Source organism: Maribellus sp. CM-23, assembly GCF_021354595.1.
Classification (GTDB): domain Bacteria; phylum Bacteroidota; class Bacteroidia; order Bacteroidales; family Prolixibacteraceae; genus Draconibacterium.
The window spans coordinates 281094-305104 of the sequence record NZ_JADWYJ010000001.1; the positions used below are offsets into that span (position 1 = coordinate 281094).

General features: G+C 46.6%; 12 protein-coding genes. 1 reads left to right on the forward strand and 11 read right to left on the reverse strand.

Annotation, left to right across the window (positions count from 1 at the left end):
* Positions 1-12: 12 nt before the first annotated feature.
* From INQ51_RS01035 to INQ51_RS01085, 11 genes are all read right to left on the reverse strand, one after another.
* The gene (locus tag INQ51_RS01035; RefSeq protein WP_233376041.1) at positions 13-1626 is read right to left on the reverse strand and encodes an arylsulfatase; all 1614 of its coding nucleotides are present in this window, start codon (positions 1624-1626) and stop codon (positions 13-15) included.
* A complete protein-coding gene (locus INQ51_RS01040) occupies positions 1619-2695 on the reverse strand; it encodes a family 43 glycosylhydrolase (protein ID WP_233376042.1) in 1077 nt (358 codons plus the stop codon). The genes INQ51_RS01035 and INQ51_RS01040 overlap by 8 nt, the downstream gene beginning before the upstream one ends.
* Positions 2696-2913: 218 nt before the next feature.
* Positions 2914-5418, reverse strand: a complete 2505-nt coding sequence (locus INQ51_RS01045) for a glutaminase domain-containing protein (RefSeq protein WP_233376043.1) — start codon at positions 5416-5418, stop codon at positions 2914-2916.
* A 446-nt stretch (positions 5419-5864) separates the two neighbouring features.
* Positions 5865-6785 carry an endonuclease/exonuclease/phosphatase family protein gene (locus INQ51_RS01050; protein WP_233376044.1) on the reverse strand — a complete coding sequence of 307 codons (921 nt, stop codon included), beginning with the start codon at positions 6783-6785 and terminating at the stop codon, positions 5865-5867.
* A 57-nt stretch (positions 6786-6842) separates the two neighbouring features.
* Complete coding sequence (locus INQ51_RS01055) at positions 6843-9125, reverse strand: GH92 family glycosyl hydrolase (RefSeq protein ID WP_233376045.1); 2283 nt, start codon at positions 9123-9125, stop codon at positions 6843-6845.
* 58 nt (positions 9126-9183) lie between these two features.
* Complete coding sequence (locus INQ51_RS01060; protein ID WP_233376046.1) at positions 9184-11385, reverse strand: hypothetical protein; 2202 nt, start codon at positions 11383-11385, stop codon at positions 9184-9186.
* 218 nt (positions 11386-11603) lie between these two features.
* Positions 11604-12419 carry a DUF3823 domain-containing protein gene (locus INQ51_RS01065; RefSeq protein WP_233376047.1) on the reverse strand — a complete coding sequence of 272 codons (816 nt, stop codon included), beginning with the start codon at positions 12417-12419 and terminating at the stop codon, positions 11604-11606.
* A gap of 36 nt (positions 12420-12455) precedes the next feature.
* On the reverse strand, positions 12456-14513 hold the full coding sequence (locus INQ51_RS01070) for a RagB/SusD family nutrient uptake outer membrane protein (RefSeq protein WP_233376048.1): 2058 nt from the start codon (positions 14511-14513) through the stop codon (positions 12456-12458).
* 78 nt (positions 14514-14591) lie between these two features.
* A complete protein-coding gene (locus tag INQ51_RS01075; protein ID WP_233376049.1) occupies positions 14592-17762 on the reverse strand; it encodes a SusC/RagA family TonB-linked outer membrane protein in 3171 nt (1056 codons plus the stop codon).
* A 21-nt stretch (positions 17763-17783) separates the two neighbouring features.
* Positions 17784-19229 carry a glycoside hydrolase family 76 protein gene (locus tag INQ51_RS01080; RefSeq protein WP_233376050.1) on the reverse strand — a complete coding sequence of 482 codons (1446 nt, stop codon included), beginning with the start codon at positions 19227-19229 and terminating at the stop codon, positions 17784-17786.
* Positions 19230-19240: 11 nt separating this feature from the next.
* On the reverse strand, positions 19241-21058 hold the full coding sequence (locus INQ51_RS01085; RefSeq protein WP_233376051.1) for a carboxypeptidase-like regulatory domain-containing protein: 1818 nt from the start codon (positions 21056-21058) through the stop codon (positions 19241-19243).
* A gap of 329 nt (positions 21059-21387) precedes the next feature.
* Between INQ51_RS01085 and INQ51_RS01090 the strand changes: the two genes are divergently transcribed.
* A complete protein-coding gene (locus INQ51_RS01090) occupies positions 21388-23901 on the forward strand; it encodes a kelch repeat-containing protein (RefSeq protein ID WP_233376052.1) in 2514 nt (837 codons plus the stop codon).
* Positions 23902-24011: the final 110 nt, after the last annotated feature.

Below are 24011 nucleotides of genomic sequence, written 5' to 3' on the forward strand. Positions count from 1 at the left end.
AAAAATATCCGGTCAGCGCACTCCAATGGAATGTGCCCAGATTTTCCAGGCCTCGTCCATTTCTTTCACTTTCTCCGGAAGTTCAGCCGAAAGATCGTTGGTTTCGGTATGATCAGCTGCTAAGTTAAACAATTCCCACTCCCGGTTTGGCAGTGCCGACATTTTCCAGTCTCCCATCCGGATGGCGCGGCCACCTTCGTGTTCCCAATACAGCGTATCGTGTATCGATTCTGTTTCGTTAAAAAGCAGGGGTAACAGGTTTTTCCCCACCGGGGGCACTGCCTTCAGGCCGTTAACCGTTTCAGGATATGTACTCCCCGAAAGTTCCAGACAAGTGGGCAAAATATCGATCACATGCGTCAAGCCACGGTTGATTGTATTTTCCTGCTTCTTGAGTTTAGCCGGCCAGTGTACAATAAACGGAGTGGCGCTCCCTCCTTCGTACGATTCCTTTTTCCAGTAGCGAAAAGGCGTGTTGACCGCACTCGCCCATGCATTTCCAATGTAATTCCAGGTGGTTTCGGCTCCCGGATGATCCGAATTGTACTCGATAATGGTAGAATCGCGTGTAAATCCTGGCCTGTCAAAACCGGGAGGATAGCCCCGTTCGTAAGAAGCCCCGTTGTCAGAAAGTACAAAAATGATGGTATTGTCGTATTGTCCGGTAGCCTTCAACTTTTCAATGATCCGGCCAATCCCCTGATCAACACGGTCAACCATTGCCGCATGCACCGACATACAAGCTGCTTCGTATTCCTTCCGCTCACATTCGTCCCATTTTCTACCCGACGAGTTTTCAGGAAGCGGGTAAGTTTCACGGTCGATCAGCCCCAGCTCCAGCATTCGGCTGTAACGTTTTTCGCGCAAAACCTCCCAACCTTCGCTGTAAGTATCCTTGTATTTTTCAATGTCTTCCGGAAGTGCGTGCAAAGGCCAGTGCGGTGCGGTATGCGCCACGTACAAAAAGAACGGTTGGTCGTCCCTGCTGTAATCGTCAATCAGATCGAGTGATTTTTGAGTGATAAAATCGGTCATATAAAAATCGTCGGGCACTTCTTTTATCGGCTCTTCGTTGTGGACCAGGCTGAAAGGATCGAAGAAATTTACCACGCCCCAGATAACTCCCCAATGTTCTTCGAAACCCCGGTTACACGGATAGTTTTCAAGCGGAGAAAAGGGACCGTAATCCACCTGGTGAGCCATCCAGCGAAGCTGTTCCACCGGATCGTCTACCGGTTTGGTTTGCGACAAATGCCATTTTCCGGTCATGCCGGTGCGGTAGCCGTTTTCCTTTAACACTTCGGCAATGGTAGCCGTATTCATCGCCAGGTTTACGCCCATCCCGTTAATGCCCGCCACCTGCGGATACTGCCCGGTAAGCAAAGAGGCACGCGTTGGGCAACACCGGGCGCAGTTGTGCATTTGCGTAAAACGAACACCTTCTTCTGCCAGGCGATCAATATTCGGTGTTTGAATCTCTCCGCCATAACATCCCAGATCAGAATACCCCATGTCGTCCACCATCACAAGCAGAATATTGGGGCGCTCATCCACGTTCTTTTCCGGCACGGAGCAGCCAACAACCATTGCGGCCAATAAAATAAGCAACCAACTTAGTTTATTCATTTTTTAATGCTTTTTCGATTTTCACTTCCCCCGATGGACGTTTCAATGGCTCACCCGCTTTGACGGCTTCCCCAAAGTTCGGAGTTCCGTCGGTGTTCCAGGTAAACGGCTGCATGCGTACGTCGCGGTTCCAACCGGGCTCTGTTCCTTTTTTTGAATGATAGATGATCCAGTCTTCTGTTCTGTCGGGCGATTTAACAAACGATACATGTCCCACTCCATGAACGGCTTGGTTCCCTTCGAATACCGGCCCCTGTTTTTTCCAGCTTTCAGGATTCAGCGGATCAGCATTCGCACTCTTAAGTTGCAACATGCCCTGACGGTACTCTTTTAGCCACGACTCACGACACGAGTAAACGATAAATACCTGATCGTTCCGCATTAAAACCTGCGGTCCTTCGTTCAGGTTAAGAGGTCCACCGGTTTCCCAGCTTTCTTCGGGCGACGAAAGCAACACCCTTTTTCCCTTTAAAGTATAAGGATTCTCCATCTCCTGAATAAACAAATGCTGCGAAGTGGCATCGGTATCCATTTGCTTGAGCCAGCCCGACCACACGGCATATAATTTCCCCTGATGTTCAAACACTGTCATGTCGATAGCCCAAATGTTTTTTGAAATATCGCCGGGATCGTCACCGGTGTTCAACATCCCCATATCCTCGTATTCGCTGAAAACATCTGCTGTTTTTGAGCGCAATACGCCGGTTCGCTGGTGAATAAAAGGCGGTCCTGATTCGCCGGCAGCATAATACACATACCAGTGCCCGTCGATAAAATGAATTTCGGGTGCCCACACACACGATTTATTCCAACCAGTTTTGGGAGCACTCCATATTTTGCGGTTCTTTCCTCGTTGGGAGAGCAGTTTTGAACGTGATACCGAAATGCCATTGTTGGCCGAAAAACAGTAAACGTACTCATCGCCCTGTTGAACGATCCATGGATCGGCTCCTTCCCAAACGGGATTGGTAAAAGTGTTTTTCACATTTTGTTTTGGTCCGGCATCCGGTTCCGAATGCCCCAACAACATCAGGCTACCCATAACGAAGTACAAAAGTCTGAATCCCATGTTCTTAATTTTAAGTTTCGTTTGATCTATTTCTCAGTTTAATTAGATGTTTGTTATAATTTATTCCAAAAGCCGCTTCTTGCTGAAATGGGTAAAAGGGACAATGGTTTGTCCCTTTACCGATTCAGTTAAGTGGCCAACTGCCACTGGCAGAAAACAAATATCCATTTTCTCCTTTCGAATAGGCTTCGAAACGGGAGTAATATTATTGCTAAATCTTACTTTTCCAGCATCTTAATAAAATACCCGCCAACCACCGAGCGAGCCTGAAAACCCACCTGTGTTGCGGTAGGTGTTTCGTACCAGTCTGACATTGGCACACGGTCGGGCGTTTCAGTCACATATTTATACAGCGGATCCATAAATTTTTGGAACGTTTCGTTGTCATTTGCCAAAGTGGCTGTCCAAACAATCCAGTCTGATTTTGTATATGTTCTGCGGTTGTCGAGCGGCAAGCCGTATTTGTTTTGTTTGGTCAGGTAATAGGCAATTTCGGTTTGCGCTACTTCGGGTGGGAAAATACCCAGGTTGAGCAGCTTGTCCCAAACCAGGTTGTACTTCTGACTCCAGGTTCCGGGCTGATCAAAAGTAAGGCGGTAGTGGTCGCCATCGTTGGCCATTTTTATCCATTCCTGCGCCATTTGTTTGGCTTGTGTTGTGTATTTCTCGGCAACATCGGCTTTGCCCAGCATTTCGGCCAGTTTACCGTAACCGGCAATCCCCATAATGGCTTTTGCTGAAAGATTTACGTTGTGCGCAAAGTGACCGGCAAAGTCGTCGGTACAAAGCTGGTTTTCCGGATCTAAACCGTTTTCAAGCAAATAATTGGCCCAGGTTGTCAGTACGTCCCAGTGTTTGGCGGCGTAGTCGGCATTGCCTTCCACGGTTGCGATTGCAGTTGCCAAAATTACCATGTTACCGGATTCTTCCACCGGCATGTCGCCACCATAAGTCTGTCCGTTGGCAATGGGGTAGGTACCCACATCGTGTGCGGCAAACGGTTTCGCCCATTTTCCACTTTCCGAATAATAAAAAATTGGGTTCATCATGCCTTTTAACAACTCCGGATTGTATTTCAGGAACAAAGGAGCCGATGGATAAGTTATATCGACCGTGCCGATGGAGCCGTTGCTGAAGTTTTCTTTTGACAGGAAAAGCGTGTTGCCTTCGGTGTCTTTTACCAGTTTGTGCGCCGCAATCGTCTGGCGGTAAGCCAGCAGGCACAAACGCGCATATTTTTCACCGCCGGCTGCCAGCGCTTCTTCGTAAATTTTTGCATCGGCCGCATCGCAACGCGCCATAATGCTTTCGTAGTCTTTGGCCGCCGCTGTCAACGCCTCATCAATCGTCACCTGGCCATCTTTTGTCCACCAGGCTTTCAGGTTCTTTTCGAAATACTGAATTGATTCCATATCGTCGTAAGCCAGCATTACGTAACCGTTTGCAGGTTTAGCCGAAACTTTTCCAACAGCGTCGGTACATGCCAGTACCGGCATCGAGTTCGACATAACTGCTGTCATTTTATCCAACCGGCTGCTTATTTTCCCACCTTCTGCAAACGATTTCTTCATATCTACAAAATCGCCGATTGCCATTGTTTTATTTGCAGCCCCGGGTGTTGCCAGGTAGAAATAGCCCCAGTCGATGCGCACATTGTCGCCTTTCTTTTGCAAAATGGCTTGCTCTGTTGTTCCGGTTTTTGCTACGCTAAGGTCACCAATTTTGCCGGTGGTCACTTCCACTTCCTGGTTCAGTTCGTTCACCGCCCACTCGGGAGTCGTTTCAAAGTAAACTTCCACATCGTGCGCTTGTCCGTCGTTGGAAACCACCTGGTAGTTGATGTAATTTACCGGACGCGAAAGCAGGTCCAGGTCATCCATCAATAAAGGAGAAACAAACTCCACCTGCAAATCAACCGGGCCGCAGGTAAAATCGTATTTGGTTTGAGTGGCGGTCATTTTCACACTGTTTTGAACCGCAGTTTGTGCAAATACAGGTTTTTCGTCGCTTTCCCTGAAAATGCCAAAATCAACATACGCCAAACCTCCGCGGTCCCAGCAATGTGCTGCAATGGTATTTTTCCCATCCGCATTTAACAGGCTTTTATCGAGTTTTAGCACCACATTGCTTTTGGCGCGGTTACCGGTATTAATGATTTCAGTTCCGTTCAGGTACAACTCAAAATCGTCGTCGTGCGAATAAATCAGGTACAGCTCGCTATCGTTGCTGATTGCCGGCAAAGTAAACTCGCGGCGCACCCAGATATGCGGGCTTGTCCACGAAGTATTTGTTTCGCCGGAGTTGGGTGTACCAAAAGCAGCCAGGCCACTTTTCCATGAAACGTCGTTAAATCCGGGTTTCTCCCAGCCTCTGGCAGGTTCCTGTGTTACGTACCTGGCTTCCCAGGCTTCGTATTTGGCGCTTGGCAACACCGGCTGAAGCGGAATTTCCTCTTTCCCCAGGAAACGATACGTTTGCCCGTCCACACGGATAGCACCGATCAGCGAATGGTTTTTACCTGTCCAGTGTTTTACCGGTGTATCAAACAAATTATCGGAAGTTGACCACGCGCTGGTATAGGGATCAATCGTAATCAGCGGGTAAGCAGGAGCTCTGAAGCTTTCTCCCTGCTCAACCTTTACTGGTGTTGCAGCGGGCTGACAACTTTGCAACAGCGTTCCGGTCAACATAAAAACAATGCAATAGAAAAATATTCTGTTCATTTTAATTAAAAGATTTTTTGAAACGGATTCGCCCCTTCCGGCAGAGTTGGTTATGTTCATTGAAAGAATTAATTGGCCGAACCGTCTCTTCATTATTTATCAGATTTTGTTGGTCGTATTTTGGTTAAAAAAGCAAATCAGTTTTACTTTTCCGACTTATTCAGTCTCTGTTCTCCGGGCTAAATTCAAGGCTTTATCCAGCCAGGCATCTACCACGGAAATTTGTTGATATTAGGTTAAAATATTTAGCTCTCAGGAAAATGAAACCGCTGTTACCGGTTCCTCCCTGCCTTAAGCTTTCTCAAACTTACAATAATGTTCCTAAAATGCTTCGGAGCAACTATGCACGCAGGCAGACTTCCAACTACATTTCAGGCAAGTGTCCGGAGCCAGTCTCTCTGCTTTTATGGAATACATTAAGAAAGACCGACTCCGGTTCTTCTACTCTATTTATCAAAACTTAAAACCACTTTCACCGGATAATGATCAGAAGGCGTTCGTGCCTCGTATTTCCTCAGCGAAACCTCCTGCGGAAAATTTCCTGACTTTTCCGACTTGCTGTCAGCAATTTCAGTTCTGTAAGTATCAGTTAAAACGCCGTAACGTTCCACCCCAAAGTCGGGACTGACAAACACATGATCAATCCGGCTGCCGGTAAACATATCGGGTTTAAAATTATTAAAGGTACCGTTTAAGGCATACCTCACTTTGGCAGCTTCATAGGCATCGTTCAGCAAGTCCGATCCTTCCAGCACCGCGTAGTTAGGGCTGTGCTGATCCACATTGAAATCACCGGTCAGAATCACCGGCTTGTCGCCGCACATTTCGGTGATCTTCTTCAAAACCAGCCGGGCACTGTTTTTCCGGGCTTCCACTCCAATGTGGTCCATGTGCAGGTTGAAAAAGTAAAACTCAAACCCGTTTTCACGGTCTTTGAATTTTGCCCAGGTACAAATCCGCGGCAAAGCTGCATCCCATCCTTTGTTGGGGCGGTCGGTAATTTCCGACAACCAGAAATTTCCGGATTCCAGCACTTTAAACTTGTCTTTCTGATAAAAAACCGGGGCATATTCGCCTTTGGTTTTACCGTCGTCGCGGCCAACACCCACATAGTCGTAGCCGGGAAGACCGGCAAGCATATCAAGTAACTGGTCGTGCAAGACTTCCTGCGCTCCGAAAATCTCAAAATCATTAAAACGGATCAAGTCGCAGATTACCGGGCAACGCTGTTTCCAGCCGTTTCCTTTTACCGAGTCGGAAGCATTGTGGTACCGGATGTTAAAAGACGCAACGGTCAGTTCTTCGGCCTTTACTTGCTGAACTCCGACCATAACAAGCACTAAAAGCGCCCACAGGATTTGTTTCATGTTGTTAAAATTATTATTTGAACGATTCTCCCTAAAGTTCGCAATAATTACCGACGATTACTCTTCGCTGGAAAAAGAATACGGAAAATCTTTTTCGTCCGCTCCCCTGTTTTTGTTCGGAACCGGGCTCATTTTAAAATTGATTTTCGCCCCCTTCATCAAATCTTCATGCCTCAGGTAGTTTTTGGTGTACTTTTTACCGTTCAGCTTCATTTCAGAAATGTAGCGGTTTTCTTTTTCGTTTTTGTCCGCTTTAATGCTGACCTCTTTTCCGTTTTCCAGTTCAATTTTTACCGATTTAAACAGTGGAGAACCCAGTATGTACTCATCGCTTCCCGGGCAAACCGGGTAAAATCCAAGTGATGAAAAAACGTACCAGGCAGAAGTTTGTCCGTTATCTTCGTCGCCGCAATATCCGTCGGGAGTGGCCGCATACAGCTTGTCCATTATTTCGCGGGCCCAGTACTGTCCTTTCCAAGGTTCGCCAGCGTAATTATACAGGTAAACCATGTGCTGGATGGGCTGGTTTCCGTGGGCGTACTGCCCCATGTCCATTACCTGCATTTCGCGCATTTCATGAATCATTCCGCGGCTTTTCATACCTTCCGATCCCGGAATAATAAAAACAGAATCGAGCATGTTCACAAACTCTTTTTTCCCGCCCATCAGGTTCATCAATCCCTTCGGATCGTGAAACACCGACCACGAGTAATGCCAGCTGTTGCCTTCAGTAAAGTCGCGGCTCCAGTCGGTGGGCTCAAATGAATCGGAAAAAGTTCCGTCCGCAGCCCTTCCTGCCATCAGTTTATTTTTCGGATTGTACAGATTTTTATAGTTCATGGCGCGCTGTGCATAAATCCCGATTTCACTTTCGGGTTTGTTCAGCGCTTTTCCCAGTTGGTAAATCGTCCAGTCGTTGTAGGCATACTCCAGCGTACGAGCTACGTTTTGATCAATGCTCGCATCGTTCGGAATGTAACCGTACTGGTTGTATTGCTGGTAACCGGTCCTTCCCGTGGCCCTTACTTTCGGATGCACGCTGTTGGCACCGTGTTTCAAAGCTTCCCAAAGGGTTTCAATATCGTAGCCTCGCAAACCTTTCACGTAAGCATCGGCCACCACAGAGGCTGAGTTGTTCCCCACCATAATATCGCGGTGCCCCGGACTGGCCCATTCCGGAAGGAACCCGCTTTCCTTGTAGGCGTTCACCAGGCCTTCCTGCATTTTCTGGTTTTCAGAAGGGTACACCAAATTCAGGAAAGGAAACAGACTACGGAAAGTATCCCAGAAACCGGTATCGGTAAACATGTAACCCGGCAGCACTTTTCCGTTGTACGGACTGTAATGCATTACGTTTCCGCTGGCATCGATCTCCGAAAGGTTCCGTGGGAACAACACCGTGCGGTACAGGTTGGAATAAAAAGTACGCAGGTTATCGATGTTATCGTCTTCCACTTTAATTTTCCCCAACACCTCGTTCCAACGAGCTTTTCCTTTAGCGGCAATTTCATCCAAACCATCGTTGCCCAATTCTTTCAAATTCAGCATGGCCTGCTCTTCGCTGATAAAAGAAGAGGCAACCCGTGCGTTTACCTGCTCGTTGTTTGAAGTCTCAAAACCAATAATGGCACCTGCGTGGTTTCCTTCAAACTCCTTTTCGCCTTTGGAAATTTCACCGTCTTTTACGACAGCATAATAGGTAAAAGGCTTGTCGAACACAATCACAAAATAGTTTCTGAAATTATCGGGCACACCGCCACTATTGCGGGTTGTGTAGCCAACAATTTTATTTTCTTCGGGAATGATCTTCACGTACGAACCGCGGTCGAAAGCATCGGCCACTACAAAAGAGTTTTTGCTATCGGGAAACGTAAAACGAAACATGGCAGCACGTTCGGTGGGTGCAATTTCGGTTGTTACGTCTACATCGGCCAGGTAAACACTGTAGTAGTATGGTTTGGCAATCTCTGCCTTGTGCGAAAACCAGCTGGCGCGTTCGTCTTCGTTAAAAACAGCTTCGCCGGTAAGCGGCATAATCGAAAACTGACCGTAATCGTTCATCCACGGGCTGGGCTGATGTGTTTGCTTGAATCCCCTGATCTTATCGTCGGTGTATTTATACATCCACCCGTCGCCCATTTTTCCGGTCTGAGGCGACCAGAAATTCATTCCCCAAGGCAAAGCTGTTGCCGGGTATGTGTTTCCGGTTGAAAGTTCGTATTTAGAATTAGTTCCCACCAGCGTACTCACATAGCTAACAGGATCAAACGTTTGTGCGCTTAGTTTCAGTAGAAAACTAAAAAAAAGCAATGCACCTAAAAATCCAATTTTTTTAACCATCCTTCTTTCCTCTATTTATTTTGATAATTTGTATTGATTCTCTGTACAAACAGCAGGTTTACCAACTCAGTTTTACCTGTACTCCGTCCGGATTGTTTTCAAAGCGCAGGAAGCAGGTTTTGCTTTCCCCGTCCCATGACATGCCGGCCTCCATTGGATTACCGGCTGCATCGGTCACTTCTGTCTTTTTCACTTCTTTGGGCAAAAGCACCCGCATAACATTGGTCGTATTCAAAGGGCTTTTCGTCACAAAAGAATATTCGTTTCGCAATCTGTTTTCGTCGTAAACCCTGGCGGCAGTAGCCAAAACCTGTGGCGTTTCCGGATTTTCAACATTCCCGATATTGAACAGGAAAGCCTGTTCGCCCGGGTTTACCAGTTTCTCGTCCAACACCGGAATTTCGGGATCAAACAAATCAATCAGCTTTCCTTTAATTGAATACGGAGTTTTGTCCGGGTTTTCATCCACTACTGCAACCAGTTCGTAAGGCCCCCTCGTAAGCGCAAACGAATTTTTAAATACAAGTTCGCTGCCCGTTTCCTCCTGATACAATGCGTTTACAGTGTTTACAAATACGTCGTCCTTGTTGTACTCCAGCACAAATTCTTTGGGATCGTTGCGGAGAATGCACACCTTTCCTTTGCCGTATTCAAATTCGCCAGCCTTAAAAGGTGCTTTTAAACCCATTTTCAGGAACAAATCTTCGGACGGAGCGCTGAAGTTATTTCCATTGGTATTCCACCATTCCTGAACACTCTGAAAAGCATCCTGATCGCGGCCGCAATACATCAGCACACCACCGTTTTTCACCCACTCGGCAATGTGATCGTGCGACGACTGATCCATCGGTTTCATGTTTGAATACGACATGATCAGCACTTTCACATCTTTCCAGGTTTCGGGGAACGAAACGTTTTCGATGTGAACCGTTTTAACCGGAACACCCCGTTTTAGCAAAGGAAGCGCCTGTCCGTAAAAATTTGACAGTTGCGGGTCTTCGTAACCATTGTGTGTTGGGAAACGCTGAAACATCAGCGAATTAGCCATCAACACGCCAATTCCCTGCGAACCACTCACTTTGTTTTCCGATAAAGGCATGTTGTTCAGGGTATTGATCATCACCTGCATTTGAGTGGAATAAAAACGCGGAATGCGCTCTTTCTCTTCGCTGTTGGCGCTGGTGCGGTAATAGCCCTGGTAAATGCGGTTGGGCCACGGCATAACTTCGTAATCAGCGATCATCGGATACAGAAGCTGTGCGGTAAAAGTAGCCTGGTAGTTCTTTTTATAATCGGCCCAATCGCGCGGCCAGTCTTCGATCGGGTCGGTCAGGAAAAACATTTTTCTGCCGGTTGGTTCGGTCATCGACTCCATGGAGCCATACTCCAGAAAAGCGGTTTCAAAAACGCGCTCTTTTGCCTTACCGTTGAAATAATTGGGTTCGCGCGAGGTACCGGTCCAAACCTGGGCAATGTAACCATCCACACAGGGCAATGCTGCCAAACTGGCTTCGGGACTTACAATCTGCCATTGCGAATAATTTACCAGCGAATGTGTGGGCACATAACAACGAACATTCATGCCTTTGCTTTTCCCATACTCTTTGGCATAGGTAAAACACTCGTTCAAAGCCCGGTAGTAAAGCTGGTATTTCAGTTTGTTCGACAAATAGGTGTTTTCAGCCGACTCGTGCTGCGGCCGCCAGTCGAAACCGTAATATTCTTTCCATTCGCGTTTAAAGGCATCACTGTATCCCGAGCGTGCCCAAAACTCAGGTTCTTCCAAAAAGATAGCATCAATTCCGGCATCGATCACCCGCTTGATCACTTTCTCTTTCATGTATTTAATGAAGTTCATGGACGGAACAATGTACGGAACCATGTGTCCGTGCCAAATGGTGTCGCCATGCTGGGTTACCTGCCCCTCATCGAGATGCCATTTGCCGTCCCATTCGCCGGTAAAATAATCCTGGTATTCTCCCCAGGCAATTCCGCTCATAAAATGCGTGGTATATCCCCTATCACGCCACGACTGAACGCGTTCTTCGAAAGTCATGTTCCCCTTTTCGTGGTGGTCTTTCACACTGTAAACGATCGCGACATCCGCCCGCACATCAATAACGGGTTTCCAGGGATTGGAAGTTTGAAAAGCTGTTTTTTCCTTTGGCAGATCAGGTTGTTTCTCTTTTTTTGGCTGAGGCTGCGAACAAGCCTGTAAGATGAAAGCCAGCAAGAGACAAAATGTGATTGTTCTTTGCATTGGTATAGGTATTTTTTTACAAGAAGAAAATCATCCCTACTAAGATAAGCAGGGATGACCAATTTCAAATAATCGATGAATCGCCAAGGGTGTTTATCCGCTCAGCTCCATTACAAATAAGTCCTCTGATTTCGCTATCAAACCAGATTTCTGTCCCATCTCTTTTTGAAGGTTTAAAGCCACCCCCAAAACCGGTGACCTTAAACCATTATCAAAGCTTATTGAATCATTACCTCTTTTGCTTCGTTGTAATTCCATCTTCTGGTACCGCTTCCCCTTGGCGTATCGTAATTAATACGGGCAGCAGCACGGATAAATACGATCCTTCCTTCCGGAATTGTTCCGTTCGATTCGATGGTGATCGTTTCTCCGAGCAATGCACCAAAGGCAGAACCAGTGTATTCAATTTTGCTGGACCAGCGCTCGTCGCGCGCCCGGTACCCAACACTCGATGAGTAGCTCACAAACAGCTGAATGTCGGTAACATTTAAAAAGCTGTTGCTGTAACCTCCCATCGGTTCAATTTTGGCACGAAAATCATCTTCCAACACCGCACGGGTAACACGCACTTTGGCAGTAATTTTACCATTGCTTACGGTGGGTTCGTCCACCCATTCTATTTTCAGGAAAGGCTGTACCTCAAATTTCACTTTTGTCACCCCTTCAATATCCAGGGTCTGTGTTTCGTCGGCCAGCGGCACACCACGCTCATCTTCGCGAAGCAGCGGAATGAAAGGACCGTCGATACGAACGTTGTAGTTTCCTTTAAACAGTTTTGTATTCTGGAAGGTACCATCACTCATGGCGTAGAAATCAGGGTTGTGTGTTACGTTGTCGCCCCAGCTAAGCTCGGTTAAACGTACCCGGATACCTTCGCTTCCCTGGTCGGTAAGCACCGGTTCGCCGGTGGCTGCATCTACGATCTCGCCTTGCAGTGTTTCGGCCGGTTCGTCGTAGTTGTCCAGCTCAAAAAAGCCGCAGGAACTAAAGGATGCCAGCGCGAACATTAATATATAAAATCCTATTCTCTTCATTTCGATGTATTCTTAGTTGTTACTTATCCTTACTTATTACCGGTTGGGTTGCTGATCAATTACGGGGCTCTTGGTTACTTCGCCACCCGGAATTGCGAAATAATAATCAACAACATTGTACTCAAACGTTTTCAGACTTACCCATTGGAAACGGGCATCGAAGAAATATTTTCCGGTTTCGGTTGAGAAGAACGGGTACAAACCGCGGAAACGGTAACGGGCATTGTTACTATAAGTCTCTTTGTCTCTTTGTTCGCCCCAGAAACCATCACGCCCTTCGTAGTGTTGCACCCTCCAGCGACGCAGATCCCACTTGGTTTTGTGTTCCAGCGCCAGTTCTTTCCGGCGTTCTTTCCGAACAATGTCGCGTCCGGCTATGTCGGCCGTAATGTTGCCAGTAAGCAATGTCGCACCGGCACGCTCGCGAATGTCGTTAACCGCTTCGGTAGCCACCTGGAGCATGTTTGACCCGTCGGGAGACGCTTCTCCCGCCAGTGACAATTCTACGGCTGCTTCGGCTGCATTTAGCAGTACTTCGGCATACCGCATCAGAATAAACGGCTGATCTGATTTACCTTCACCGGCTTCAAACGATGGATCGGAGTTCAGGTACTTACGACCGTACAATCCGGTTAAACAGCCTTCGCCGTTATCGAAAAACGGACCATTTGCCCCGGCAGCGGTCATTTCAGCACCGTTGTATTCAACAACTTCCTGGCTGTTTCCTTCCCTCGGACTCAGATAAAGCGATTTAGGCGCCTGTTTGTAGGCATCCAAATGCTGGTAGCGTTTTTCGGCTGCTTGGTATGAATAATCGTTGAAGAACGGCTGAACCGCGCCTTCACCGGTGTACACTCCCGCACGGATCTCAATCTCTTTCCCTTTAAACATATCGCCGGGAAAAATAACGTAGGCACGTAAACGTGGCTCGGCATTTTTAAACAAATCCATGGGATTGTTATACATCAGGTAATTCCCATCAGTATTGGAAGCGCCGTCAGTGACGCGGATGGTTCCGTCCTGATAGCGGTCAAAACCGTCGTACAATTCCATGAAATCGAGTGTAGGACAAGTTCCCGAAGCCAAAGGCGCTTTGAAAATAAACGGCGCACTGTAGGCATCGTATCCGTGAGCAAAAGTAGGATACGTATATTCTTTCACATAAATATTTTCGGGGCTCGACAAGTCGCTGAACATGTTTACCATGTTCTGATACTGAGCTTCCGGATCGTTGGCCGCCCATTTTTTGGTATACAGCGAATAGTTCCCGCTTTCCATTACTTTCCGGGCAGCCAGGTAGGCTTCCCTGAAGTATTTTTTGGAAGCTGCTTCCCATGAATCTTCGGCAAAACCAATCACACGTACACCGGTTTTCTCACCAAAACCAGTCAGGCGTCCGGTAACAGTTTCGTTGTATTTGGCCACACTACCGGCATACAGCATAGCTTCTGATTTAAAAGCCCATGCAACGTTTTTATTGGCATAACCGCTTTTCGGACTGGTAGGCAGTAACAGTTCGGCCGCTTTGTCGTAATCAGCCAGTACCTGATCCCAGGTTTCTTCTTCCGTAGAGCGCGCTACTTCCAGTTCATCCTGTTCGGCAGGATAAGGAATAACCTTTGTTACCAGCGGTACACCGCCAAAACGACGGGCCATGGCATTAAATACGGTGGCACGCACAAAATACGCTTCGCCTAAATAATGGTTGTACTTTCCTTCTGGAAAAGAACTTTTGTATTCTGGCAAGTTCTCCAGCAAATAGTTGGCATCGCGCAAAAGCGTAAAGGCTTTTCCCCAATAGGGTGTACGTTCGCCTGTAAAAGCGGAACAGATTCCGTCGCGGTTAAGCGCTTCTCCGGTACCTTCGATACCAAGAGCACCAAGCCAGGAGTTAAATTCAACTCCCCACTGGGCCATGTATTTGAAATCTTCGAAAGGCATGTTACTGTACATTCGTGCCATGTAAATCTCCATGCCCGATTCGGTCGTCAGTAAATCGTCGTCGCTAATGATGTTTTTGGGCGGGATGTCCAAATCCATACAAGCGGAGAAGAACAACAGGCCAATCAGCGCTAATATATTTATCCTTTTCATTCCTTTAATATTGTTTATTTTTTAAGTAACTCATTTTGTAATCAAATTTCTTGATTCGTAAGTTCCTGTTTCAATGAATTAAAATGTTGCCGATACGCCCAAGGTCAACGTTTTGCTAAGTGGATACATACGTCCCAAATCATCATCCGGATGTTCGGGGTCCACAAATTTCACCCCTGTAATCGTGAACAGGTTGTAGGCATTGGCAAATACACGCAAATTCATGGTCGAAAGCGCTTTAACCTTTGGCAGGGTATAACCCAGTTCAACGCTTTTCAAACGCAGGTAGGCAGTGCTCACACGGTTGAATTCCGAGTTGCCGTGCGGGTAGTTTCCGGTAAAACCGTAGTATCCACTTATCCATTTTGTTTCAGGATCGTAAGGGTCGGCCATCGGATCTTCCGGATGCCAGCGATCGAGGTATTGTTCCAGTGTTCCGCCACCGTTGCTTCCCCAGATAGAGTACAGCGGTTCTTTGTATTCCATTGAACCCAGTGCCGATCCCTGGAAAAGCAGGTTCATATCAAAATTTTTGTAGGACATTTCGTAGCTCAAACTGAAGTTCAGCCAAGGTGTCTGGTCAAAAGCTATCGGATGTTCATCCAGGCCGTCAATCTGGCCATCGCCGTTCCAATCAACGTATTTATAATCGCCGGGCAGTACATTTCTTTCTTTGTAAATCGCATAATTCCATATGTCATCCCAACTTTCGTAGCGTCCTGCCGATTCGTAACCAAACTGTATCCCCTGGTAACGGTTGCTTAAGTTGTTGTTACGCCACTGGTCGTATGAATTTCCATAGGGACCTTTTTCCGAAGCTGTCATATATTTCTGACGGGTTATGGTTCCGATGGCTTTTACCTTGTATTGGAAATCGCCAATTCGGTTCCGGTGAGAAAGTTCGAGGTCCATACCAAAGTGGCGGTCGCTATCAAGGTTTTCCCTCGGAGCTGTTGCTCCAACAACAGTGGGCAGATCGCCTGAACGACGGGCAAAACGTCCCTTTCTGCGACGATCGAAATAATCGAACGAGAAGCCAAACAGTCCATCCCAGCCTTCAAAGTCAACACCAATGTCGAATGTGTGGGCAGTAAACCACGTGATCAGCTCGTTGGGAAGTGCCAGCGTTGAAACACCGTATACAAAATCGCCTCCGAACACATAACCGGGCGCATACTGGTTGTAGTAACCTTTTTCGGCATTACCGCTTACCGCCGGGTACGTATAACCCGTTGCCCAGTCGTATTGCAGGGCACCGTCATCACCCAGCACACCATAACTGGCACGCAGTTTTAGCTGGTCAACAAACGACAAAGATGAAATTGACTGGAAGAAAGACTCTTCCGACACACGCCAACCTACCGATGCTGAAGGGAAGAATCCCCATTGGTGGCCTTTGGCAAATTTTGAAGAACCGTCGTAACGGAATTGTACTTCCGCTATGTAACGATCGGCATAAGCATAATTCAACCTTCCGATCAATGCCGAGTTGGCCAGTTCGTAAATATCGTTCAACCCACTGTGCATCCCGCCGATCTGGTCTTCATCGGTACCGGCAAAAAGATACTCCATACCAAAAGCCAGGTCGCGTTGTGCGTAAAAGTTATCACCGGTCCGCTTCTGTGTTTCCCAACCCAACAGTCCGCCCAGCTTATGAACATCGGCAAACGTATTGTTGTAATTCAAAATAAACTGTCCCAACACCTGCTGCTTGTTGTACATTTCGCGACGAATCTGGTTGGGCGAACTTGAGTTGTACAGTTTTGAATCGTACGAATCAGTCATCGAATTATAGGCATACTGGTAGTATTCTTTCCGGTAAATATTGTTGTCGTCAGACCGGTAGTCGTAACTAATCAATGCCTTAGCCGACAAACCGGTTAATGCGTGCGAAACGGTTCCGAAGTCGAAATTCAAGGCTGCAGAAGACTGGAAGTATTTCTGGTTGTATTTGCGGTAACCTGAAATGTCCGAAGTCATTTTTGCCACCGTGTTTTCTTCCAGGTCCAATCCTTCGTAGTTAAGCATTGTGTTTTCAGGGTCGGCATAAGCCGGGTACAACACCCCCTGGCGCCAGTAGTTGCGAATAATATCCGAAGCGCTGGAATAAGGATTGTTGCGGTTATCGTTGATACCACTCAGGTTCAGATCGAATGTTAGACCGTTGGCAATTTCGGTACTGATATTGGAACGCAGGTTGTACTTCTCGTAGTTCAAATCGCCTGATTTGAAAAAGCCTTCCTGGAAAAAATAGCCCATTGCAACGTAGTATTGGGTTTTGTCGGTACCTCCAGAAATACTAACATCGTGCTGGCTTTGCGGAGAATAATCAGAGAACAGTAAAGAAGTCCAGTCGGTTGTGCGACGTGTTCCGTTGCGGAAATCTTCAAAATCCTGTTCGTCGTAAATGATGCTTCCTCCGTTAATGTTGTTCATCGCTTTTTCGTTGTAAAGCGTCATGGTTTCAAAGGCATCAGCCAGCACCGGCATTCCGGAAGGTTTCTGGAACGTAAAAGATCCGTTGTACGAAACCGTTGTTTTTCCTTCGCTGGAACCTTTTTTAGTTGTTACCAGGATAACCCCGTTGGCGGCGCGCACCCCGTAAATGGCTGCCGAAGCATCTTTTAACACCGAAATGTCTTCGATATCGTTGGAGTTCAAACGCTGAAATTCGGCAGTAGTACGCGGAACCCCGTCAATTACCACCAGGGGAGCACCTAAACCGCGAATATCGAAGCTATTGTTGAAAGCCCCCGGCTCGGCACTTTTCTGCCATACACGTACACCGGCCACCCTACCGGCCAGCATGTTTTGCGGGTTTTCGTTTTTGGTCTGGCGCATTTCATCACCTTTCACGCCGGCAACAGATCCGGTTAGGGTCACTTTTTTCTGAACACCGTACCCCACAACCACTACCTCTTCCAGGTCTTGCGCATCAACTTCCAGCCGCACATTAATTTTGGTGCGTCCGTTCACGCTTTCTTCTTTGGTAGTATATCCCAGAAACTGAAATACCAGGGTACCATTCTGCGGCACTTCAATGGTATACTCACCGTCAATATTGGTAATCGTACCTACCGTGGTGTTTTTGATCGCCACCGTAGCTCCGATAATCGGCTCGTTGTTGTTGTCAGTAACAATACCCGAAACCGTAGTATTTTGTGCCCAGGATGAAAAGGGCACAAAAATCATAAGGAACACAATCATACGCAGCAATTGCGTAACTTTTGCATATCGATTTTCAATCATAAGAATAAATTTTATTTCGTTTTATTTTTCCAGTTCGTAGCGTGCCAGCACGGCATACTCGGCAGCAAAGGCAAAGCTGAACATCCCTTCGGTGTTGTTCCTGGCCTTGTCCTGATTCCAACCTACCAGCAAGTTTGTAGGCAGAATGCCGTTGTATAAGAAGTTTTCGTAGCCGAAATCAAGGTTTTTCTGGAAGCTTTCGATGTATTCGCCTACGTTTTCATAGACAGGGTATACATCCACATAGCCACGCATCATTACACCATTGAACCAGTTCCTGAAACCGCTGATATCGTATGTATAATAGCCGGGTCTCGTTTCACCCAAGCGGGCGAAGTAGTCAAAACTGGCGTCCGACAGTTTTTGGGCATCGCTCAGGTAAGCATTATCTCCGGTAGCCCTGAACAGGTCGGCTGCTCCTGAAAGCATGGTTCCGCTGTTGTAAGTGATGGCAGGCCCAACCCGGTCGCGGCAAGAAATTCCTTTGCGGTAAGTTACTCCGTCGATTACTTCCGTTTGTGGATTTCCGGGCGTACATCCTCCCATCATATCGTCGTAAACACCGTCGGAGCGCAACAGGTATTTCTTTTGCCAATCGTACACCTTTTTGGCAAAATCGAGGTAATAATCGCTTTTCTTCATCTGCGCAGTTTTGCGGGTCTTTTTGTCCGCAGCATCGATGTAGCGATGCGTTATTTCATCGTTTTTGTCCTTGTACAATTCGGACAACCACACCAACGGACTCACCATCGGTCCGTTACTGCAAGAATGTTTGGTAACATAACCCGGTCCCCAGGTAATACCTCCAATTTCCTCTCCGTTGGCATCGCGGGTACAATCCCATCCGTCCAGAACATATTCTGTGAGGTATTCGGCTTTTTGCAAATACTCGTTGTTACCGGTAAGTTTATAGGCTTCGAGAAACTCGCGCACGAGCCACATTTGATCGTCGTAAACGTTTTCGATTCCTTCTACTTTAGCCGAACCTTTCGAAGCTCCGCGGTTTACACCGTACACCGACCATTCTTTGGTTTGAGTGTAGGAAACCAATTCGAAGGTACCCATGTAATAAGCTGCGTTATCGTACAATTGGTACAACAATTCAGCATACCGGTTAAAATTCGCGTCGTAAAGGGCAGCATTTCCACTCGCTTTCTGAGCTTTCAGCCCGTGAAGAATTGCATTAACCGCCTCAATGGCGCTGGTATACATCCATACACTTCCCTTTTCTTCCGATCTAACATCCGTATAAGGATTGTAGTAGCGTGCCATGGCCATTCCATCTCCGGTAAAATGAGATTCAACGGCGGCATCTGTCAGTTCCATGGCCCGAAGCAAGTTCTGCTCGGCAAGACTCACCTCCACCGGCGGATCGACCGGACCGTCGTCGCTGGTCGATTTACTGCAGGCAATGGTTATTAAAGACGTAAGACAGCAAATAAAGAATATTGTGCTAAATTTTCTCATCATATACTTTTTTAGTTCATGTTAACACCGTGAATAACCAGCTTATTTTCACCGGTATTGGCGGCGCCGTTGTACACGCCAATGGCAATGGTCACTCCCTGTCCATTAAACTGCGCCAAATCGTACACAAACGATGCGTAGGCTTCCGGATTGTCGGCACCACCTTCTCCGTGTTTGAATTTCCAGCATCCTTCTTCTGCGGCACTGGCCTCCTGGGCAGTGTTCGACTGTGGCGACAAATGCGTAACCGTTCCGTCGTCCTGAATGGCCGTAACTTTGAAATAGGTATAGTTGTCTCCGAAATTCCGGGTACTGAAATTCAACTGATTGCTACCCGGGGCAATGTCAAACTTGGCATACAGATACGATTCCGGCACTTTTGTATCCACATCCGGAGTATTACGGGTTTTGATGATGTATCCTTCTGACGGGAATACTTCCGGGTCTTTTCGGAGCGGAACAAACGACCACTCGGCTGCAATGTGAGCAACATCGCGCCAAGCACGGTAAGCATCAACATAGTTATCGCGGTTACCGCCGATTGGGCTGATACCGGTAAACGAAGATTTGGTGTGCGCCATGGTGGAGCGGGCTGTTTCTGCCGTTAATTTCCAGCCTTCAACTACTTCTGTACCTGGCAGCCAATCCCAGTTTTCCACCTTCCGGTCGGCAAAACGAATGGCACGCAAAACCAGTTGTTTCCAATAATCACCGGTTTGCTGGCGGTAAATACCAACAGCTATAATCACTTCTTTTCCGACGTAGTCGCTAAGATCGAACTCAAAATCAGTATAGTTGCCCGAACCATAGGTTTTGGTTTCGCCAATTTTTACTGCAGCAGGCTGTGCGGCTGAAAGATCTACCACCTGCACGCCAAAATGGGCAGGCGCAGCTTCATCTGCATTGTGTGTACGTAATCTTAAAGACAGTATTTTGTTGTCTTCAGTAATGAGTTTGCTTCCGTAAACAAACGAATCAAATACATCCAGATCGGCCGGATTATTTTGTTCGTCACCGTTATTGCGAATTTGAATGGTAGTACCTTCGTTTTGCTCCTGCCATGCTCCCTGGAAATCGAGCGTACACATATAGTTACATGCCCAGTCCCAGTGCGGGTATGCATCGGCATTGCGTCCGCCGCGATACTCATTGAAATACCATTTATCGGCTTCTGCCAGGTCGTCGGCCGTTAAACCACGCAACAATTCCTGGCTTCCCATCTGAATATCGATGGTCACCACTCCGTCTGCAAAATCATCTTTGCCAATTTCTTTGGTGATGGTTGCATAATCGGTCTTGGAGAATACCAGCGTATAATTATCAGCCACCAGGTTTCCAATCACATACTTACCATCGGCATCGCTTGTAACCGTACCGGCCGGGCCAACACTAACCGTTACACCGGCAAGAGGAGCTCCCCCGTTTTTGGCATCGCTAATGGTTCCCATAATTTTTGCCGAAGCATTTACCATGGTCACATTGGCGGTAGCCACATTGGCAGCGTCAAATTTTTCGGAAGTAACTGTCACACTAACAGTCAACCAACCATCTTTCGAAAACTTAACGGCATGGGTTTTTACCGACACATTTTCGAAGCTGTACTTTCCTTCAGCATCGCTGGTTGCGGTAGCATCTTCCTCATTCACTCCCGAAAGCGTAACCAAAACGTCCGAGACGGGCAATCCGTCACCATCGGTAACGGTTCCGCTAACAGTACCCAAGCCGATATCTACCGACTCGTCATCTTTTTCGCAGGAACTTAAAAAGGCCAAGGCCGTCCCCAACAATACAGCGAACACAAAGGTCCGTGAGATTTTAATTAGTTTCATTATTAGAATACATTTAAATAAGTTAAAAACCTTGTTCAGTTCATTTGAACCTATTGTTTCATTGTGAATCCACGTTCACAATCAGCACATACTTTTTGTGAGTGGACAAATGTTGGCGGAAGTGGTTAAAATTTGGGTTAAAACAGGGTTAGTTTCCCAAAAAACTTATTAATCTATCAGCGTGTTAGTGTTTCTTACGCTATAATTAATTGAGGTACTTGGGGCAAACCTCGTTGGGCTCGTGCTGTCATAATTTTCATATCTTTACCGCACAATTACATTTTCTAATCCTAAAGAAATAAGTTCCAACAAAGGAAATATTTGAAACTATGCTTGTATCAGTAAAACTACATTGCTACATACTTTTACTTTTCACTCTTTTAGGGGTTCAGAAATCATTTCTGGGAGGATTGAAGTTTAGCGGTGGCGAACAGCCCATCGACAAAAGAACTTCGTACAATGTTTTTGGAGATAATCAGGTAACATTTACCGACAGCTTTGTTATTGATTTTAACCTGTCTCTTTATCCCACCACCCAAATCGGGTACATTATCCGCATCAAAAACCAGGAAAACAATACGATCTACAACCTCTTTTTTGACGGACAAGGCAGCGAGCTTTCATTCAAATTTAACGAAGAGGGCAAGAACAACCTGATTACCGCCAATATGGATAAGGAAGAATTGCTGAACATGCACTGGTTCAAAATGAAACTATCATTCGACCTGAAACGCGATTCGATAACGCTCGCCATTCATGACAAAACCTTTGGCACCGGCAATGGCAGTCTTCCCAATCCTTGCAGTCCGGTTATCCTTTTCGGAAAAAGTGATTTTATAATTGACGTCCCCACATTTGCAATAAAAGATCTCTCCGTGGGCAACACAGCAAAATACCTGTTCCCGCTGAAAGAGAACGAGGGAAACATTGTTCACGACCAAAAGGGGAAAGATATTGGAGAAGTCTCCAACCCGGAATGGCTGATTAACGATGCCTACCACTGGCGCTACCAAACTTCGTTTCAATCGCAATCGGTTGCCGGGGCCAATTACAACCCGCTAAAAAAAGAGATCTATTATTTTAACCGCGACTCGATACATATATACAATGTACGATCGGGCCACACCGAGATAAAAGTATTTGATGAAAAATGTCCCGTCGAACTGATATTGGGGACCAATTTCCTCGATCCGGAGCACAACAAACTATACACCTATGAAGTGTTTTATGAAGCGCCCTACGAAGGTTCAACCGTAGCCAGTCTTGATCTGAACACCTACCAATGGACCGGTGAAAGCAAGGAACTGTTGCCCACCCAACTACATCACCACGGTGCTTATTTCGATCCGTCAACCGAGCAATACACGTTGTTCGGAGGTTTTGGAAGTATGCATTACAGCAAGAATTTTTTTCTGTATGATTTGAATACGAGGGCGTGGAATGTGTTTGATAAAATCCCCGGAGATTTCCTGTCACCCCGTTATTTTTCTTCGGTAGGTTACCTCAAGCAGAACAATTCGATTTACATCTTTGGCGGCATGGGCAACGAATCGGGCGAACAAATCGTCGGCAGAAAATACTACTACGATTTATACCGGATAGATCTGAATACAAAGCAAATTTCAAAGCTTTGGCAAATTCACTGGAAAGAAGACAATGTAGTGCCCGTCAGAGGAATGGTGATACTGAATGACTCGTGTTTCTATACCCTGTGTTATCCTGAGCATTTTTCGGATTCTTTTCTGAAGCTCTACCGCTTCTCGATGAGCGATGGCAGCTATGAAGTTCTGGGAGATTCCATTCCGATTCATTCCGACAAAATTACCACCAATGCCAATCTTTATTACGATGCCGGGCTGAATAACCTGTATGCCACCGTCCAGGAGTTTGATGACGATATTTCGTCGAACCTGAAAGTATATTCGCTGGCTTTCCCTCCCATTACTGCCGAGGAGCTTAAAAGCTATTCAAAAAGTAAAGACAGTAATGTAGCGGTGCTTTTAATCGTTCTTATTTCGGGTGCAGCCATTGGCATAAGTTACCTTTTTTACCAACGGCGCAGGCAAATGCAGGAAACCGATGAGTATGGCCTACCAATTTCGCGCGATGCCGGGGTTAAAAGTCACACACCTGCCCGGGCCAATTCCATTTATCTTTTTGGCGATTTTGAAGTGCGCGACCGGAGAAACAAAGACATTACTTACCTGTTCAGCGAAAAACTGAAACAGGCTTTTTGCCTGATTCTTCAACACAGTGCCGAAGACGACGGAATCGCCTCTCAACGTTTAAGCGACATTTTATGGCCCGGAAGACCCGCCACCAAAGTGAAGAATTCGAGAGGCGTTACCATCAATCACCTGCGCAAGGCATTGAGCGAACTGGATGGAATCGAATTGATTTACGAAAGGGGATGTTTCAAGATTGTACAAACCGATGAGCTCTATTGCGACTACACCCGCTGTATTCAGATCATTTCTGCAGAAAATACAGAACAATACCGCGATGAATTGTTATCGCTTATCACCCGTGGTAAATTTTTGAAACTTTCGGATCATTCGCTTTACGATTCGTTCAAAGAGGCAATGGAACAAAAGCTGGAACCGGTATTGCTGCTTGAGCTGGAGAAATGTTTTGAAGCCGAATCGTTCCGCTCTGTCATCAACATTGCTGAAGCCATATTCAACATTGATCCTTTAAACGATACGGCACTTGCTTACCAGGTAAAGGCTATGCAGCGACTGAAAATGAGTGAAGAAGCGCTGATCAGGTACCAATCTTTCGTGCTTGAGTACAAGAGGGTAATGGGGAATCCGTATCCATATTCGTTTAAAAGTTATAGTTAGTTCGGTTTTAACTGATTTTTATTCTTGGTTAAAACCAAACTAACTACACCCAAAAATGATTTCCTTTTCGTTTTTGAAGTATGGCTTTCTCCGAAAACCAATGATCTCTT